Source organism: Acidovorax carolinensis (assembly GCF_002157145.1).
Lineage (GTDB): Bacteria > Pseudomonadota > Gammaproteobacteria > Burkholderiales > Burkholderiaceae_C > Acidovorax > Acidovorax carolinensis.
The window spans coordinates 88,485-105,046 of the sequence record NZ_CP021361.1 but is presented as its reverse complement, the minus strand read 5'-3'; the positions used below and the strand labels follow the sequence as shown (position 1 = coordinate 105,046).

Here is a 16,562-nt window from a genome sequence, read left to right as displayed (position 1 = left end):
TTATTCATAAGCGCAAGCAGCTATCAATAACGTAGTTTCACAACACGGCGCGCTGCTGCCCCCACAATGTCGGCCATGCTTTCCATTCAAGACATTCGCGACGCAGCCACCCGGCTGCAGGGCCAGGTGCTCGACACGCCGTGCGTCGAATCGCGCACGCTGTCGGACATCGTTGGCGCCCAGGTTTTCCTGAAGTTCGAGAACCTGCAGTTCACCGCCTCGTTCAAGGAGCGCGGTGCCTGCAACAAGCTCACGCTGCTCACGCCGGCCGAGCGCGCCCGGGGCGTGGTGGCCATGAGCGCCGGCAACCATGCACAGGGCGTGGCCTACCACGCGCAGCGCCTGGGCCTGCGCGCGGTCATTGTCATGCCGCGCTTCACGCCCGGCGTGAAGGTGGAGCGCACGCGCGGCTTTGGCGCCGAGGTGGTGCTGCACGGCGACACGCTGGAGGAAGCGCGCGCCCATGCCTACCATCTCGCCGACACCGAAGGGCTGGTGTTCGTCCACCCCTACGATGACGAGGCCGTGGCCGCCGGCCAAGGCACGCTCGCTCTAGAGATTCTGCAGGCCGTGCCCGACCTGGACACCCTGGTCATCGCCGTGGGCGGCGGCGGGCTGATTGCCGGCGTGGCCACGGCGGCCAAGGCGCTGCGCCCGGACATCGAGGTCATTGGCGTGCAGACCGCGCGCTTTCCGGCCATGGTGAACGCCATCAAGGGCACGCACCACCCGCAGGGCACATCAACCATCGCCGAGGGCATTGCCGTGGGCACGCCCGGCACCCTGACGCAGGAAGTCGTCAAGCGCCTGGTGGACGACCTGGTGCTGGTGGACGAGGGCGACATCGAGCAGGCCGTGCTGATGCTGCTGGAGATCGAAAAAACCCTGGTCGAAGGCGCGGGCGCTGCAGGCCTTGCCGCGCTGCTGCGCTACCCCGAGCGCTTTGCCGGCAAGAAAGTGGGGCTGGTGCTGTGCGGCGGCAACATCGACCCGCTGCTGCTGGCCGCCATCATTGAGCGCGGCATGGTGCGCTCGGGGAGGCTGGCGCGCATCAAGGTCAGTGCGCGCGATATACCGGGTGTGCTGGCGCGCATCACCGCCACCGTGGCCGATGCGGGCGCCAACATCGAAGAGGTGCACCACCAGCGCGCCTTCACCATGCTGGCGGCGCAAAACGTGGAGATCGAACTGGTGCTGCAGACCCGCGGCCAGTCCCATGTGGCCCAGGTGCTGGAGGCGTTGCGTGGCGCCGGCATGGAAGCGGCGCTGATGTAGCAACGCCGCGGGCACGCGCCACCTTTGGTGCTGCAGCTAGAATTGCACACAAATTACGCCCTTGGAGCCATTGCCATGTCTGACCACAACACCTCGCACGCACCCGAAGCGCACACCGCCGACGCTGTGGAAAACGTTGTCCCGCTGATCCCCGTGGTGCTGCCTGTGGTGGGTGCCATCATGATCTTCCTGCTGGCCTTCATTGCCGTGAACATGGCCTGAGGCGCACGCCGCCCCGCCCATGAAAACCCCGCACTGCGGGGTTTTTTTACGCCCACCCTCTCCGAAAGAAGCCGCCCATGCGATCCGGACACGCCCTCGTACTTTTCTCTGGTGGACAAGACTCCACCACCTGCCTGGCCTGGGCGCTGGAGCATTTCGCCCATGTCGAAACCATCGGCTTCGACTATGGCCAGCGGCACCAGGTGGAGCTGCAGGCGCGTCAGGAGGTGCTTTCAGCCCTGCGCGCGGGCTTTCCGCAGTGGCGCGAACGCCTGGGCGAGGACCACATGATCGATCTGGCCGTGCTCGGCCAGATCAGCGACACGGCGCTGACGCGCGACACGGCCATCGTGATGGATGCCGCTGGCCTGCCCAACACCTTTGTGCCGGGACGCAACCTGCTGTTCTTCCAGCTGGCGGCGGCCGTGGGCTACCGGCGCGGGCTGCACACGCTGGTGGGCGGCATGTGCGAGACCGATTTTTCGGGCTATCCCGATTGCCGCGATGACACCCTGAAGGCCCTGCAGGTGGCCATGTCGCTGGGCATGGGGCAGCGCTTCACCTTCGAGACGCCGCTGATGTGGCTGGACAAGGCCGACACCTGGCAGCTGGCTCACACCCTGGGCGGCCAGGCCCTGGTGGACATCGTGCTGGAGCAATCCCACACCTGCTACCACGGTGTGCGCGACACGCGGCACGCCTGGGGCTATGGCTGCGGCACCTGCCCGGCCTGCACGCTGCGCAAGGCCGGGTATGAGCGCTGGCGGGCGACGCAGGCCTGAAATTGCAGCCAAAGCGGGCCGAATGTCCGCATAACCTCATGCTTTTTTTGCATGATTTTACCCCGTGGCTGACAGACAAACGGGCAGCAGATTCATAAAATTGACATTCCAGCCGACCTGCGGAATCCGTGGCATCGCCTCCACCGTGTGGGGCTGCACCGCGTGCCCGCCCGCCGACTGAGCACGAAAGCCGTTTTTTCAAAGGCAGCGCTCAGCAACTGATCTGCATCTGCTCCCGGTTTTGCCGCACGCTTGCCGGTCTGCTCCCTTTGAAAAAACTGATTTTCAACTTAGGAAGCTCCCCGATGAACGCACCCACGATGCAGGGCCTGAATCTCAATGCCCCCGCTTACGTCAAAAACGCCCGCCTGCTGGCCTGGGTGGCCGACATGGTCGCCCTGTGCAAGCCCGACAGCATCGTCTGGTGCGATGGCTCGAAGGAGGAATACGACCGCCTGTGCGAGCAACTGGTTCAGGCTGGCACCTTCAAGAAGCTGAACCCCGCCAAGCGCCCGGGCAGCTTCCTGGCCTGCTCCGACCCGTCGGACGTAGCCCGCGTGGAAGACCGCACCTACATCTGCTCTGCCCAGAAGGAAGACGCCGGCCCGACCAACAACTGGATGGCTCCGTCCGAAATGCGCGCCACGCTGCAGCCCCTGTTCGACGGCTGTATGAAGGGCCGCACCATGTATGTGGTGCCGTTTTCCATGGGCCCGCTGGGCAGCCACATCGCCCACATTGGCGTGGAACTGACCGACAGCGCCTACGTGGCAGTGAACCAGCGCCTCATGACGCGCATGGGCAAGGCCGTGTACGACGTGCTGGGCGTGGACGGCGAGTTTGTGCCCTGCATGCACACCGTGGGCGCGCCGCTGGCCGCTGGCGAAAAAGACACTACCAGCTGGCCTTGCAACCCCAAGGTCAAGTACATCGTGCACTACCCCGAAACGCGCGAAATCTGGTCGTACGGCTCGGGATACGGCGGCAACGCCCTGCTGGGCAAGAAGTGCCTGGCGCTGCGCATCGCCTCCACCATGGGCCGCGACCAGGGCTGGCTGGCCGAACACATGCTCATCCTGGGCGTGACCAACCCTGAGGGCAAGAAATACCACGTCGCCGCGGCCTTCCCCAGCGCCTGCGGCAAGACCAATTTTTCGATGCTGGTGCCGCCCGAAGCCGGTTTTGCGGGCTGGAAAGTCACCACCATCGGTGACGACATTGCCTGGATCAAGCCCCACACCGACGGCAAGATGTACGCCATCAACCCCGAAGCGGGCTACTTTGGCGTGGCCCCCGGCACCAACATGCACACCAACCCCAACTGCATGCGCAGCCTGGACAAGGACGTGATCTTCACCAATGTGGCCCTGACGGACGACGGCGACGTGTGGTGGGAAGGCATGGAGAAAGACGGCGGTGGCATCCCCGCCCACCTGATCGACTGGCAGGGCAAGGACTGGACGCCCGAGATCGCCAAGCAGACCGGCGCCAAGGCCGCACACCCCAATTCGCGCTTCACCGTGGCCGCCACCAACAACCCGGCGCTCGACCCCCAGTGGGACGACGCCAATGGCGTGGCCATCGATGCCTTCATCTTCGGTGGCCGCCGTTCGACCACCGTGCCGCTGGTGACCGAGGCCCGCACCTGGATGGAAGGCGTGTACATGGCCGCCACCATGGGCAGTGAGACCACCGCCGCCGCCTTTGGCGCGCAGGGCGTGGTGCGCCGCGACCCGTTCGCCATGCTGCCGTTCTGCGGCTACAACATGAGCGACTACTTCCAGCACTGGCTGGACATGGAACACAAGCTCGAAGCCACGGGCCACCAGCTGCCCAAGATCTTCTGCGTGAACTGGTTCCGCAAGGGCGAAGACGGCAAGTTCGTCTGGCCCGGCTACGGCGAGAACATGCGTGTGCTCAAATGGATGATCGACCGCATCGAAGGCCAGGCCAAGGGCCAGGACACGATGTTCGGCATCGCGCCGCACTATGCCGAGATCAACTGGACGGGCCTCCCCTTCAACGCCCAGCAGTTCCAGACCGTGACCCACATCGACAAGGCGGCATGGGTGGAAGAACTCAAGCTGCACGATGCGCACTTCGAACAGCTGGCCTATCACCTGCCCAAGGAACTGCTGGAAACCCGGGCCGCCATCGAAAAGCGCCTCGCATCTGTCTGACGCCTGCGCCCTCGGGGTTTCGCTGCACCGGAGCGCACATGCTTCGGGCGGCACTACCGGGCAATTCGAAAATGCGTGCGAGCCGCCTGCCCATCCTTGGGCGAGGCGGCTTTTTCATGGGCCCAGTATTGGCTGTGGCGAGCGACCATGAAAAAAGCCGTGGTCAGTGCCACGGCTTTCAGTGTTGCGCCACCGGGTAACGCCGGCGGCGCATGGCGACGATGCGGCGCTCAGTAGTCCTTGCGGATATCTTGCGTGGCCGCAGCGCTCATGGCACGGCTCAGGTCAGCCATCATGCGGGCATCCTGCAGGGCGGCATTCCAGGTGCGCTGGTCTTCAGCGGCCTGGCGGCGGCTTTCCATCCAGGCCTTGTAAGCCGTGCGCAGCGCCATGGACGCGCGGCGCGCTGGCGTGGCGAGCAGGGCGATGGCGGCAAACGCCACGACCCACAACACCATCCAGGCGGCCAGCAGATGGCCGTCACCCCAAGTGTCGATCACCTGGTTGGCCACCACGAGCAGTGCTGCAACCGCTGCGGCCAGCATCAGCGAGGCTGCGCCCCGCGCACCATCAAAACCGGCGGCAATATTCTTCAGCGCCGCAAAGGCGTTCTCGGCCCGGATCACGCCGGGGTGCTGTGTGGGGTAATCCACATGTGCAAAACTGGTCATTTGAAGTCCCTTTCCAAACGCTTTTGGCGAGATTGCCGGGCGATGGAGTGATATTAGGGTTTACCCTAAAACCTTTCAACTTTATATTGTGAATCAGATTCATTCATATCAGTGATACTCCAACCCCATGACCCCCGTGAACTTCCGCTCGCTCGACCTGAATCTGTTGCGCGTCTTTGACGAGGTGATGGCAGAGCGCAGCCTGACACGGGCCGCGCACAAGCTGTCGCTCACGCAACCGGCCGTCAGCAACGCGCTGCGGCGCCTGCGCGATGTGCTTGGCGACGACCTGGTGGTGCGCAGCGGCCACGGGGTCGAGCCCACCCACCGTGCGCTGGCGCTGTGGCCCCCGGTGCGCGAAGCGCTGGCGCAATTGCAGGAGTCACTGGCGCCCGGCGTGTTCGAGCCGGCCACGGCCACATCCACTTTTGTGCTGGCCATGGCCGATGCCACTGCCGCTACGCTGGTGCCCGGGCTGGTCGAAATCATGGAGCGCGAGGCGCCCGGCATTTCGGTGCGGGTACTGCCACTCACCACTCGCGACCCCCGCCGTCTTCTCGAAGAAGAATCCGCCGACATGGCCGTGGGCTACTTTCCTGCCGTGCTGGCCGATCTGACGGCACGGGCGCAGTCGGGGAGCGTGATCGCCTTTGACAGCCGCCGCATCTACGACGGCGAATATGTTTGCGTGATGCGCCAGGGCCATCCTCTGGCGGGGGAACCGCTGACGCTGGACCAGTTTTGCCTCGCCCGCCATATGCTGGTGAGCTTTTCGGGTCGCCCGTTTGGTTTCATCGACGAAGCCCTGGCGTCCCTGGGGCGCGAGCGGCGCGTGGTGCTCACCGTCAACCAGTTTTTCACTGCGGGGCGGGTGGTTGCCAACTCCGACCTGCTCACCGTGCTGCCGCGCCACTTTGTGCCCGTCACCGGCATCGCCGACGCCCTGGTGCTCCACACCCTGCCCCTGGATGTGCCAGCGGTGCATGTGGATGCGCTGTGGCGCCGGCGTGGCCCGCAGCAGGCGGCCATTGACTGGTTGTTGCTGGGCCTGGCACGGGCCGCACGGCACACTTTCCCGAACTAGGCGAAAAGCCCCGCCACAGACTTTCCCCGTCATGAAGATTCAGCTGCTGTCCGACCTGCACCTTGAGGCGCATCCCCATTTCACGCCCGAGCCTGCCCCGGCAGCGAATGTGCTGGTGCTGGCCGGCGACATCGGCTCTTACCAGGCAGGCGGCCAGCTCACCGACCAGGCCTTTGGGCTGGAGCGCTTTTCTCCGTTGCCGCAATTTGCCGGCTGGCCCGTGCCCGTGCTGTTCGTGCCCGGAAACCACGAATACGATGCACAGGATTTCGACGCGGCCCACCACCGGCTGCGCACGGTCTGCGACCAGTTGGGCATCGCCTGGCTGGAACGCGAATCCCTGGTGCTGGACGGCGTACGCTTTGTCGGCACCACGCTCTGGAGCGACTTCGACGCCCTGGCCGATCACGAAGGCAGCACCGACCTCACGCGGCGCCTCAAGCTGCGCGACAAGGCCTTTCGCGCCGCCAACTTCTACCTGCGCAAGACCGGCGGAACGCGCCTGGGCGAGCCTTTTCTGGCAGACCAGGTGCGGGCACAGGCGTTGCTGTGCCAGCAATGGCTGCGTGAAGCGCTGGCCTGCCCCCACAGCGGGTCCACGGTGGCCGTCACCCATTTCGCACCCAGTTTGCGCAGTGCCGATCCGCGCTATGGGCTGGTGCCCGGCACCGCCGGTTTCTGCAACGCGCTGGACGATCTGCTGCCGCTGACCCGGCTGTGGCTGCACGGCCACCTGCATGCACCCAGCGACTACATGGCGTCGGGTACCGACGGGCAGGGCGCACCCTGGCAATGCCGCGTGGTGGCCAATCCGCTCGGTTATGCACGCAAGGGCGAACAGGCATTGTTCCAGGCGCAATGCTGCATTTCCGTATGATGGGCACAGGGCTGACAATCTTTCCGAGCGCACGAGAAAACCTGTCACAGGTCAAGACAACAACAACGCGCGCAGATTAGCCTGATCCACTCATTCCGGAGAACACACCATGAACATCCTGCTTGCTGTCGATGGCAGCGCCTACACCAAGAAAATGCTGGCCTACCTTGCCACCCATGAAGAGTTGCTCGGTGGCAACCACGAATACACCGTGCTTACCGTGCAAATGCCCCTGCCGGCACGCGCACGCGCCGCACTGGGCAAGGAAATGGTGGACACCTACCACGCCGAGGAAGCCGAGAAGATTCTCGCGCCGGTGTGCAAATTCCTGGCACGCCACGGTGTGCAGCCCAAGCGCAACGTCAAGGTGGGCCCGGTGGGTGAAACCATTGCCAAGGTGGCCGACACGGGCAAGTTTGACCTGCTGGTGATGGGCTCGCATGGCCACGGTGCCATCGCCACACTGGTCATGGGATCCGTCACCACCCAGGTGCTGGCCCACAGCAAGGTGCCGCTGCTGATCGTGCGCTGAGTCGGCGTAGCAGCCACTCAAGCCCTGCCCTGGTGGGGCTTTTTTTCGCCCCGAAAATACCAACAGGTTATTGAATAACCATATGGTTTACTTCCGTACTAATTGGTTATACATTCACGCCACGCCCATCCTGGCGTGTCATTTCCACCGAAACCGAGAGGAACGACCATGAAAAAGACCCTGATTGCACTCGCCCTGACAGCAGGCGCCACCTTCGGCGCCATGGCGCAAGACATCGTGGATACCGCCGTCAAGGCGGGCAACTTCAAGACCCTGGTGGCTGCGGTGCAGGCCGCCGGCCTGGTGGACACCCTCAAGGGCCCGGGCCCGTTCACGGTGTTTGCCCCCACCGATGAGGCCTTCGCCAAGATTCCCAAGGCCACGCTCGACGGGCTGCTGGCCGACAAAGCCGCGCTGACCAAGGTGCTGACCTACCACGTGGTTCCAGGCAAGGTCATGGCCAAAGACGTGAAGGCCGGCAAGGTGAAAACCGTGCAGGGCCAGGAACTGACGGTATCCACCAGCATGGGAGTGACCGTGGACCAGTCCAAGGTCATCGCGACCGACGTGGCGGCCAGCAATGGCGTGATCCACGCCATCGACACGGTGCTGATGCCCAAGTAAGCCACCGGCGCACACGTTCACTTCACAGACCCTTCACGCGCAAGGAGAAGCCACCATGAACGCTGCCTTCAACCGCCGTACCGTCTTGCTGGCCGCAGCCCTGGGTGCCAGCACCACCCTGCTGCAGGCCTGCGGGGGCGGCGATGATGCGCCCCAGCGCAACATCGTCGAGCTGGCGCAAAGCAACCCCGACCTGAGCATCCTCGTCGAAGCCGTGGTGGCCGCCGATCTGGCCCCCACCCTGAGCACGGGCACGCTCACGGTGTTTGCCCCCACCAACGCGGCCTTCGCAGCACTGCTGACCGAACTGGGCGTCACCAAGGAGGCCTTGCTGGCCAACAAGCCATTGTTGACAGCAGTGCTGACCTACCATGTGCTCGGAAGCAAGGTGGCACGCGCCGATGTGCCGCTGGGCAAGGCCATCACGCCGGTATCGGGTGGTTTCTTCAAGATCGAGTCGGCCAACGGCCTGAAGATCACCGACAGCCGCAACCGCATCAGCACCATCACCGCCACCGACATCCAGGCCAGCAACGGCGTGGTGCACCTGGTGGACCACGTACTGCTGCCGGCCGACAAGGACATCGTGGCCACGGCGTCGGCACTGCCGGACTTCAGCATCTTCGTCGAGGCCGTGGTCGCTGCAGGCCTGGTGAGCACCTTGCAGGGCACGGGCCCGTTCACGGTGTTTGCGCCCACCAATGCGGCGTTTGCCGCGATGCTGACCGAACTGGGCGTGACCAAGGCGGCCCTGCTGGCGGACACCGCCTTGCTGACCAAGGTGCTCACCTACCACGTGGTTCCGGCGCGCGTGCTCAAGGCCGAGGTTCCCGTCAACGCTGCCATCACCACCGTGCAGGGCCAAAGCTTCACCGTGAACTCCAGCCTGGTCATCACCGACCAGAAGCAGCGCACGAGCAACATCGTCGCCACCGATGTGTTCACCAGCAATGGCGTGATTCATGGGGTGGACAAGGTGATCCTGCCCCAGTAGATCGCGACACGGCCAGTCACCCGCAAAAGAGCCCGGCATGCCGGGCTCATTTTTTAAGAAACAAGGGTGGGACTGCGCCGCTAGCGAGCGGCCAGTCCGTCAAAACAGGTGCGCACCACCAGGTCCACGATTTCCGCATCCGAATACTGGCCACCCTCCTTGAGGAAGCCCACCACGGGATCACACGCGCGGGCAAACAGGGTGTACAGCACCACCAGCGGCGGCAGCGCGGGATTGATGTCGCCTTGCGCCTGCGCTTCGGTAATCCACTGCCCAATCTGGTCGCTCACCGTCACCAACCCGTCCAGGTACTCCTTGTTGGCCAGCAGCACCGCCCGCAGGGTGGAATTGCGGCTGGGCAACAGCGGCATTTCGTTGGTGATCAGCCGCTCAAGCGACCAGCGCACCAGATCGCGCAGCTTGCCCTGCGGCGGCATGTCCGCAGGCAGGGTGCCCAGATAGGCGCGCACACGTCCCAGGATCTGGATCATGGCGGCACAGCACAGGTCTTCCTTGCTGGCAAAGTGCTTGTACAGACTGGCCTTGGCGATGCCCACGGCGTTGGCGACATCGTCCATCGTCATCGCATCGAAGGACTTTTCGCCCAGCAGGCGGCAGGTGGATTGCAAAATGGCGTCTTCACGCGCCAGGTGCATTTGTTCCTTGAAGGAAACCTTGGGTTTCGGCATTTGCATGGCGATATCTTATACGCACCGGTTCCAAAACAACTTTTCCAGTTGCACTGCAGCCACGCCGTTCACCTTTCGTTCTACGCCAGGCGGCAAACAGCGCCTCGCGCAGGCGGTGCGGTTCAGGGAACCAATGCCTCGGCGGCGGCGCCCTTCAGTGCCGCCGTCATGGCGTCGAGCAGCTCCGATTCCAGGTTCCAGCAATGCCAATACAGCTGGATCGGCAAGGCCCGGCCCGGCGCCACGTCCACCATGGAGCCGTCTGCCAGCGCGCCCCGTGCCAGCAGCTCGGGCACCACGCCCACCGCCCAGCCGGCGGCCACGGCCCGCATCTGCCCCTCCGCACTGGGCACGAAAAGGTGGTTCAGCGCCACCCGCTTGAGGCCGAACGCGCGCGCCACGAACTCGGCCGCCATGTCGTCCTTGCGGTTGAACGACAGAAAGGACACGTCGCGAAAATTGTGCGGCGTCAGCCCCTGCGGCAAATGCTGCTGCGCAAACGCAGCCGAGGCCACCGCCACATAGGGCATGGCCCCCAGCGGCACCATCTTGCAGCCGCGCAGCGCCTGTTTGAGCGTGGTGACACAGCCCAGCACCTGGCCCGAGCGCAGCCATTCCTGGGTGAAGTCCTGGTCGTCCACGATGATTTCCAGCGGCAGGCGCTGGCGCACCAGATCGTGCAGCGCCCCCATCGCCCAGGTGGCAATGCTGTCGGCGTTGATGGCAATCGAAATGCGCTCGTCGTCGCGCGTGCCGCCCGGCGCGCTGGGGGCCAGTTCCTGCAGGTCCCGCTCCAGGTCGGCCCGCAGCAGGCGCATCTGCTTGGTGTGCTTGAGCAGCAATTGACCCGCCGACGTGGGCCGCAATGGCCGGCTGCGCACGATGAGCACCGAGCCCACCTGCGCCTCCAGCGCCCGCAGGCGCTGCGACACCGCCGACTGCGTCACGTTCAGGCGCTGGGCTGCGCGCTCGAAACCGCCCTCTTCCACAATGGCGGCAAGGCATTCCAGGGCGGCAGGATCGTAGGTGCTCATGGTCTTCAACTCAGGCAAAAATGGGGGGTGGAAACTCCGCAGCGCGCTGCATTAGGTGCACTGATGTTTTTAGACCAAGTTTAATTTTGCTTTTAGAGGAAAGCAATGTCGCGCACACTGCGCGAGAGCAGCCTGCACCAAGGTGGCCGGGCCTTCGCCGGCTTTCGCGGGCACGCAAAAATTCACAACACGCTCTCTCTATGAAAACCATTGTTCTGGGCGCCGGCATCATCGGCATCAGCACCGCCTGGCATCTGCTGGAGCGCGGACATGACGTGGTGGTGGTCGATCGCCAGCCCGATGCCGCGCTGGAAACCAGTTTCGCCAATGCGGCGCAGATCTCCGTGAGCTACTGCGAGCCCTGGGCCAACCGCGCAGCGCCGTGGAAGGCGCTCAAATGGATGTTCGACAAGGAAGCGCCGCTGCTGTTTCGGCCCCAGCTTGACTGGGACCAATGGCGCTGGGGCCTGAAGTTCCTGGCGCAATGCAACGACACGGCGTTCGAGCGCAACGTGCAGCAGATCGTGGCGCTGGGTGCCTACAGCCATGCGGCCCTGAAAGACGTGGTGCGCACCACCGGCATCGAATACCACCGCCTTGAACGCGGCATTGCGCATTTCTACACCGACCAGAAATCACTGGACGACGCGGGCCACGCGGTCGAGCTGATGCGCAAGCACGGCGTGCAGCGCCGCCTGGTCAGCCGCGACGAGCTGCTGCAGATCGAGCCGGCCTTCAAAGCCTATGGCGACCACATCACCGGCGGCACCTACACCAGCACCGACGAAAGCGGCGATGCCCGCGTGTTCACGCAGCAGCTGGCCCGCCGCTGCGCCGAGCGCGGCGCGCAGTTTCTGTATGGCCACGATGTGCTGCGCCTGAACAAGATTGGCAATGCTATTGATTCAGTAGCTGTTATCGCACGCCAATCAGGCGCCGGAGGCAAAAAAGACTTCATATTGAAAGGCGACGCCATCGTGGTGGCCTGTGGCTCCTACAGCGCGCCGCTGCTGCGCACCGTGGGCGTGGATCTGCCGATCTATCCCGGCAAGGGCTACAGCGCCACCTTCCCGCTGCTCAGGCCCGAGGGCGCCCCCATGGTCTCGACCATCGACGACGGCAAGAAAATCGCCATGAGCCGCCTGGGCGATGTGCTGCGCGTGGCCGGCACCATCGAGCTGGGCGGGTTCGACCTTTCGCTGGACAGCCCCCTGGCCCGCGCGCGCTGCCACATGCTGTCGCGCCGCATCGAGGAAATCCTGCCCGGCGTGTGCGACACCCGCACGCCCGAACAGGGCGGCGACCCGCAATACTGGACCGGCCTGCGCCCGGCCACCCCCACCAACATCCCGTTCATCGGCCGCACGGGCGTGGGCAAGCTGTGGGTGAATGCCGGCCATGGCACGCTGGGCTGGACCCATGGCGCGGGCTCGGGCAAGGCCCTGGCCGAGCTGATCAGCGGCGCGCAGCCCGCAATGCACTTCGGCTTTCTGGGCGCTGAATCGTTGCCGAGCGGGCGCACCATCATTGCCGCCTGAGCGCGTGTTTCCGGCCTGGCGCCGCCCCGCTCAGTGCAGCTGCCGCTGCTCGGCCAGAAAGGCCAGCAACGCAGCGTCAAATCCGTCCGGGTCTTCCAGTTGCGGCCAGTGGCCGACATGGGCCAGGCTGTGGTGGCGGGCATCGGGCAGCACCTCGGCCAGGGCCTGCAGCGCGGCCGGTGGCGTGCAGGGGTCCATGGCGCCGCCCAGCAGCAAGGTGGGCATCGCAAGGCGGCTGAACGCCGTGGCATCGCGGTCGAACACTACCAGCAGTTCCAATGCCCGCCGGTAGGTCGCCGGATAGACCTGCGACAAGGCATGGCCCGCCAGCCGCACGCCTTCGGGCAAGGCGCCGCTGCCGATGAAGCGGGGCACGAGGGCCTGGGCCAGCAGGTCCATGGACTGGCCGCCGTCCACCGCCCGCAGCGCCTGCAGGCGGGGGCTGACCCAGTCCTGCGTGGCCTGGGCATCGAGTCCCGGCCCGCCCGCACACAGCACCAGCCGCCGCACCAGCGCGGGCTGGCGCAACGCCACCTCGGCCGCCAGCATGGCACCCAGCCCATGGCCCACCAGCGTGACCGGCCCGCACTGCAGCGCATCCACCAGCGTCAGGCAGCTTTGCGCCAGGCCCTTGAAGGTGTAGGGTTCGATGGGTGCGCTGTGGCCATAACCCGGCATGTTCCACGCCACCGCGCGGTAGCCGGCGCTGGCCAGCCGCTCGACCTGGGGCGCAAACGTGAGGTGGCCGCCGTCGGCATCGTGCAGCATGAGCACGGTGGGGCCTGAGCCCAGGGTGATGTAGGTAGGTAAGCGTGCCATGCAGTGTTCCGTGGAAGGGGCCCATGCCCGCTGGATACGCCCCACGCCTGCGCGGTTTCGGGCGCCACACCATAATAGCCCTCCCCCCTTCCCCCACGGCTTTGCGCCCCGCTTTTGTGAACAGTTCCCTGCCCCCCCCTGCACTGGCCCGCCCGCCGAGTTTTTCAGCGCGCGAGTTTCGCGATGCACTGGGCATGTTCGCCACCGGGGTGACCATCGTGACGGCCCGCAATGCCGCGGGCGAGCTCATCGGGCTCACTGCCAACTCGTTCAATTCGGTCTCGCTGGAGCCGCCGCTGGTGCTGTGGAGCCTGTCGCGCGCGGCCGCCTCGATGCCGGCCTTTGCCAACGGCTCCCACTACGCCATCAACGTGCTGGCCGCCGACCAGAAGGCCCTGGCCGAGCGCTTCGCCGCCCGCGGGATCGACCGCTTTGCGGGCGTGGAGCACCACCCCGGCATCAGCGGCGCGCCCTTGCTGGCGGGCGCTGCGGCCACGTTCGAGTGCTTCAACCGCAGCCGCTACGACGAAGGCGACCATGTGATCTTTGTCGGCGAAGTCGAGCGCTGCCAGCACCAGGATGGCATGTCGCCCCTGCTGTACCACGGCGGGCGCTTCTACACCGAGCACCCGCTCTAGCCCATGCAGCCCTGTCAGCCCATGGCCCCGACATTGCAAGTGCACAGCGTGAATGTAGGAACGGCCCAGCACCTGCGCATCGGCGAGCGCAAGATCCTCACCGCCATCGGCAAATCATCCACGCCCGGCCCCGTTGCCGTGGGCCGACTGGGCCTGGCCGGCGACGAGCAGGCCGACCTGAGCGTGCACGGCAGCCTCGACAAGGCGGTGTATGCCTACCCGGCGGTGCACTACGCCTTCTGGCAAACCCAGCGGCGCGAGCGCGGGGTGAGTTTGTTCGACGAGCCCCTGCCGCCCGGCTTCCTGGGTGAAAACCTCACGGTCGAGGGCCTGCTGGAACAAGATGTGTACGTGGGCGACCGCCTGCACTTTCCCGAATGCGTGCTGCGCGTGACGGCACCGCGCGAGCCCTGCTACAAATTCAATGCCGTGATGGGTTTTGCGCAAGCGGGGCGCGCCATGGCGATCGCCGGTTGCTGCGGCTGGTATCTGGCGGTGGAGCAGCCGGGCAGCATTGCCGCAGGCCAGACAGCCACCCTGGTGCCGGGGCAGCGCGGCCTGAGCATCGCCCAGGCCTTCTCGGGCAAGTTTGCAAAGCACGCGCGCTAAGACGCACGGTCACTTCATTTTTGATAGCTGCCAGCGCTTATCCACAGTGCGCTAGCGCCCTGTTTCACTCAAAAAATCAGCGTGCCGCCTCGGGCAGCTCGATCTTGACTTCGAGCACTTCGAGGTTGTCCTGGCGCTCCAGGTGCACCTTGAGGTCGTCGGGATTGATCTTGACGTACTTCGAGATCACGGCCACCAGCTCGCGTTGCAGCGCGGGCAGGTAGTCGGGCTCGGCGGCGTTGCGGCCGCTGCGTTCGTGCGCCAGGATGATCTGCAGGCGCTCCTTGGCGACGCTGGCGGTCTTCTTCTTTTCGCCCAGCAGGAAGGACAGGAATGACGCCATGGCTTATTTGCTCCCGAACAGGCGTTTGAAGAAGCCGGGTTTTTCGGCGTCGATGAAACGCAGCGGCTTGTCGGTGACGCCCAGGAAGCGGTCGATCACGTCCTTGTAGGCTTCGGACACATCGGTGCCCTGGGCGTGGATGGCGGGCGTGCCCTGGTTGGACGACTGCAGCACCACCTCGGATTCAGGAATCACGCCGATCAGCTTGATGCGCAGGATGTCCTGGATGTCCTCCAGGCTCAGCATCTGGCCGTCCTGCACGCGGCTGGGGTTGTAGCGCGTGATGAGCAGGTGCTCCTTGATCGGCTCGCCGCCTTCGATGGCGCGCTTGGTCTTGCTGCCCAGCATGCCCAGGATGCGGTCGGAGTCGCGCACCGAAGACACCTCGGGGTTGGTCACCAGCAGCGCCTCGTCGGCAAAGTGCATGGCCATGAGCGCGCCGCTTTCGATGCCGGCGGGCGAGTCGCAGATGATGTATTCAAAGCCCATGCCGGCGAGGTCGGTCAGGATCTTCTCGACGCCGTCCTGCGTGAGCGCATCCTTGTCGCGCGTCTGGCTGGCGGCCAGCACGAACAGGTTGTCGCACTGCTTGTCCTTGATGAGGGCCTGGTTCAGGTTGGCCTCGCCCTGGATCACGTTGATCAGGTCATACACCACGCGGCGCTCGCAGCCCATGATGAGGTCGAGGTTGCGCAGGCCGACGTCAAAGTCGATCACGGCGGTCTTGTGGCCGCGCAGGGCGAGGCCGGAGGCAAAGCTGGCGCTGGTGGTGGTCTTGCCCACGCCACCCTTGCCGGAGGTCACGACGACGATTTTGGCCATGTGTGCTGATTCTCTGTGGGAGTTGATACGAATGAAAAATTAGGCTCAGGCGAGCGGCTCGATGATGAGCTTCTCGCCGTCGAGCCGCACCTGCGCCGGCTTGCCGCGCACGGCGGCGGGCAATTCGGTCTCGGTGGTGCGGTAGATGCCCGCGATGGAAACCAGTTGCGGCTCCAGACAGGTCGAAAAAATGCGCGCCTCGGTGTTGCCGCGTGCGCCGGCAATGGCACGGCCGCGCAGCGGTGCATAGACGTGGATGTTGCCGTCGGCAATCACTTCGGCGCCAAAGCTCACCACGGCCATCACCACCAGGTCGGCACCGCGCGCATAGACCTGCTGGCCCGAGCGCAGGGGTTTGTCGACCACCACCGTGCCGGGGCCGGGCATGGGCACCTCACGCACCACTTCGACCTCGTGCACCACCTCGCGGACGACCTCGCGCACTTCGCGGGTGGGCGCTTCGGCGCGGGCGGGCGGGGCATCGGGTGCTGCGGCCAGGCCCAGGGTGCGCGCCGCCGCCATCTGGGCTGCACTGCCGCCGCGCACGGCCACCGGCAGGGTGCTGTGGCGGCGCAGCGCGCCCGTGATGGCGGCAAAGTCGATGGGCTCGGGCGCCTCGCGCACGGGGGCCAGGTCGATCAGCACGGGGTCGTTGTCGAAAAAGCCCGGGTCGTCGGCCACGCGCTCGGCCAGGTCGGCGGCAAACTGCGCTGCGTCGGTGGTTTTGAGCACCACCGCCACCACCGGCAGCGAGGCGCTTTTGAGATCAAAGCTGGTGCGGGCTTGCGCCGCCGTGTCAAAGGCCATGGATGGATTGCAGGGATGAAGG

Annotated in this window: 19 protein-coding genes; 12 read left to right on the top strand and 7 right to left on the bottom strand. The window is 65.3% G+C overall.

All coding sequences use genetic code 11. The features are described 5' to 3' along the window. Positions 1-75: 75 nt before the first annotated feature. The 4 genes from CBP34_RS00485 to CBP34_RS00475 all read left to right on the top strand — a co-directional run bounded on the left by CBP34_RS00485 (position 76) and on the right by CBP34_RS00475 (position 4,459). A complete protein-coding gene (locus tag CBP34_RS00485; protein ID WP_094098988.1) occupies positions 76-1,275 on the top strand; it encodes a threonine ammonia-lyase in 1,200 nt (399 codons plus the stop codon). 75 nt (positions 1,276-1,350) lie between these two features. Continuing rightward, positions 1,351-1,497: a hypothetical protein gene (locus CBP34_RS19595; RefSeq protein ID WP_167372715.1), complete on the top strand. Its 147-nt coding sequence runs from the start codon at positions 1,351-1,353 to the stop codon at positions 1,495-1,497. Positions 1,498-1,574: 77 nt separating this feature from the next. Then, positions 1,575-2,279 (top strand): 7-cyano-7-deazaguanine synthase QueC, encoded by a 705-nt coding sequence (gene queC, locus CBP34_RS00480; RefSeq protein WP_094096978.1) that lies wholly within the window; start codon positions 1,575-1,577, stop codon positions 2,277-2,279. Between the two features lie 305 nt (positions 2,280-2,584). Continuing rightward, positions 2,585-4,459, top strand: a complete 1,875-nt coding sequence (locus CBP34_RS00475) for a phosphoenolpyruvate carboxykinase (GTP) (protein ID WP_094096977.1) — start codon at positions 2,585-2,587, stop codon at positions 4,457-4,459. A 230-nt stretch (positions 4,460-4,689) separates the two neighbouring features. Here the strand turns inward: CBP34_RS00475 and CBP34_RS00470 are convergent, their stop codons facing one another. Then, positions 4,690-5,130 carry a hypothetical protein gene (locus tag CBP34_RS00470; protein WP_086910927.1) on the bottom strand — a complete coding sequence of 147 codons (441 nt, stop codon included), beginning with the start codon at positions 5,128-5,130 and terminating at the stop codon, positions 4,690-4,692. Between the two features lie 127 nt (positions 5,131-5,257). On the opposite strand from CBP34_RS00470, the gene CBP34_RS00465 reads away from it, so the two are divergent. From CBP34_RS00465 to CBP34_RS00445, 5 genes are all read left to right on the top strand, one after another. Then, the gene (locus CBP34_RS00465) at positions 5,258-6,214 is read left to right on the top strand and encodes a LysR family transcriptional regulator (RefSeq protein WP_094096976.1); all 957 of its coding nucleotides are present in this window, start codon (positions 5,258-5,260) and stop codon (positions 6,212-6,214) included. A gap of 31 nt (positions 6,215-6,245) precedes the next feature. Further along, positions 6,246-7,091 carry a metallophosphoesterase gene (locus CBP34_RS00460; protein WP_094096975.1) on the top strand — a complete coding sequence of 282 codons (846 nt, stop codon included), beginning with the start codon at positions 6,246-6,248 and terminating at the stop codon, positions 7,089-7,091. Positions 7,092-7,200: 109 nt separating this feature from the next. Beyond that, positions 7,201-7,623: a universal stress protein gene (locus tag CBP34_RS00455; protein ID WP_086910924.1), complete on the top strand. Its 423-nt coding sequence runs from the start codon at positions 7,201-7,203 to the stop codon at positions 7,621-7,623. A gap of 168 nt (positions 7,624-7,791) precedes the next feature. Then, positions 7,792-8,247, top strand: coding sequence for a fasciclin domain-containing protein (locus CBP34_RS00450; RefSeq protein ID WP_094096974.1), 456 nt, complete (start codon positions 7,792-7,794; stop codon positions 8,245-8,247). Between the two features lie 55 nt (positions 8,248-8,302). Next, entirely contained in the window at positions 8,303-9,241 is a 939-nt protein-coding gene (locus CBP34_RS00445) for a fasciclin domain-containing protein (RefSeq protein WP_094096973.1), read from the top strand. An 80-nt stretch (positions 9,242-9,321) separates the two neighbouring features. Here CBP34_RS00445 and CBP34_RS00440 read toward each other — a convergent pair whose 3' ends face one another. Both CBP34_RS00440 and CBP34_RS00435 read right to left on the bottom strand, forming a co-directional pair. Next, positions 9,322-9,936, bottom strand: a complete 615-nt coding sequence (locus CBP34_RS00440; protein WP_086910921.1) for a TetR/AcrR family transcriptional regulator — start codon at positions 9,934-9,936, stop codon at positions 9,322-9,324. 116 nt (positions 9,937-10,052) lie between these two features. After that, on the bottom strand, positions 10,053-10,964 hold the full coding sequence (locus tag CBP34_RS00435; RefSeq protein ID WP_086926184.1) for a LysR family transcriptional regulator ArgP: 912 nt from the start codon (positions 10,962-10,964) through the stop codon (positions 10,053-10,055). A gap of 200 nt (positions 10,965-11,164) precedes the next feature. On the opposite strand from CBP34_RS00435, the gene CBP34_RS00430 reads away from it, so the two are divergent. Beyond that, positions 11,165-12,502, top strand: coding sequence for a D-amino acid dehydrogenase (locus CBP34_RS00430; protein WP_094096972.1), 1,338 nt, complete (start codon positions 11,165-11,167; stop codon positions 12,500-12,502). Positions 12,503-12,532: 30 nt separating this feature from the next. Here the strand turns inward: CBP34_RS00430 and CBP34_RS00425 are convergent, their stop codons facing one another. Next, the gene (locus tag CBP34_RS00425; protein WP_094096971.1) at positions 12,533-13,321 is read right to left on the bottom strand and encodes an alpha/beta fold hydrolase; all 789 of its coding nucleotides are present in this window, start codon (positions 13,319-13,321) and stop codon (positions 12,533-12,535) included. Between the two features lie 116 nt (positions 13,322-13,437). Here CBP34_RS00425 and CBP34_RS00420 point away from each other — a divergent pair, with 116 nt between their 5' ends. Further along, the gene (locus CBP34_RS00420; protein WP_236748475.1) at positions 13,438-13,959 is read left to right on the top strand and encodes a flavin reductase family protein; all 522 of its coding nucleotides are present in this window, start codon (positions 13,438-13,440) and stop codon (positions 13,957-13,959) included. 21 nt (positions 13,960-13,980) lie between these two features. Then, entirely contained in the window at positions 13,981-14,568 is a 588-nt protein-coding gene (locus CBP34_RS00415) for an MOSC domain-containing protein (protein ID WP_094098987.1), read from the top strand. A gap of 76 nt (positions 14,569-14,644) precedes the next feature. Here the strand turns inward: CBP34_RS00415 and minE are convergent, their stop codons facing one another. From minE to minC, 3 genes are read right to left on the bottom strand one after another with little or no spacing between them, the layout of a single operon-like run. Then, positions 14,645-14,911: a cell division topological specificity factor MinE gene (gene minE / locus CBP34_RS00410; protein ID WP_086926180.1), complete on the bottom strand. Its 267-nt coding sequence runs from the start codon at positions 14,909-14,911 to the stop codon at positions 14,645-14,647. A 3-nt stretch (positions 14,912-14,914) separates the two neighbouring features. Continuing rightward, positions 14,915-15,733 (bottom strand): septum site-determining protein MinD, encoded by an 819-nt coding sequence (gene minD, locus CBP34_RS00405; RefSeq protein ID WP_086910915.1) that lies wholly within the window; start codon positions 15,731-15,733, stop codon positions 14,915-14,917. A gap of 45 nt (positions 15,734-15,778) precedes the next feature. After that, the gene (minC, locus tag CBP34_RS00400) at positions 15,779-16,540 is read right to left on the bottom strand and encodes a septum site-determining protein MinC (RefSeq protein ID WP_094096970.1); all 762 of its coding nucleotides are present in this window, start codon (positions 16,538-16,540) and stop codon (positions 15,779-15,781) included. Positions 16,541-16,562: the final 22 nt, after the last annotated feature.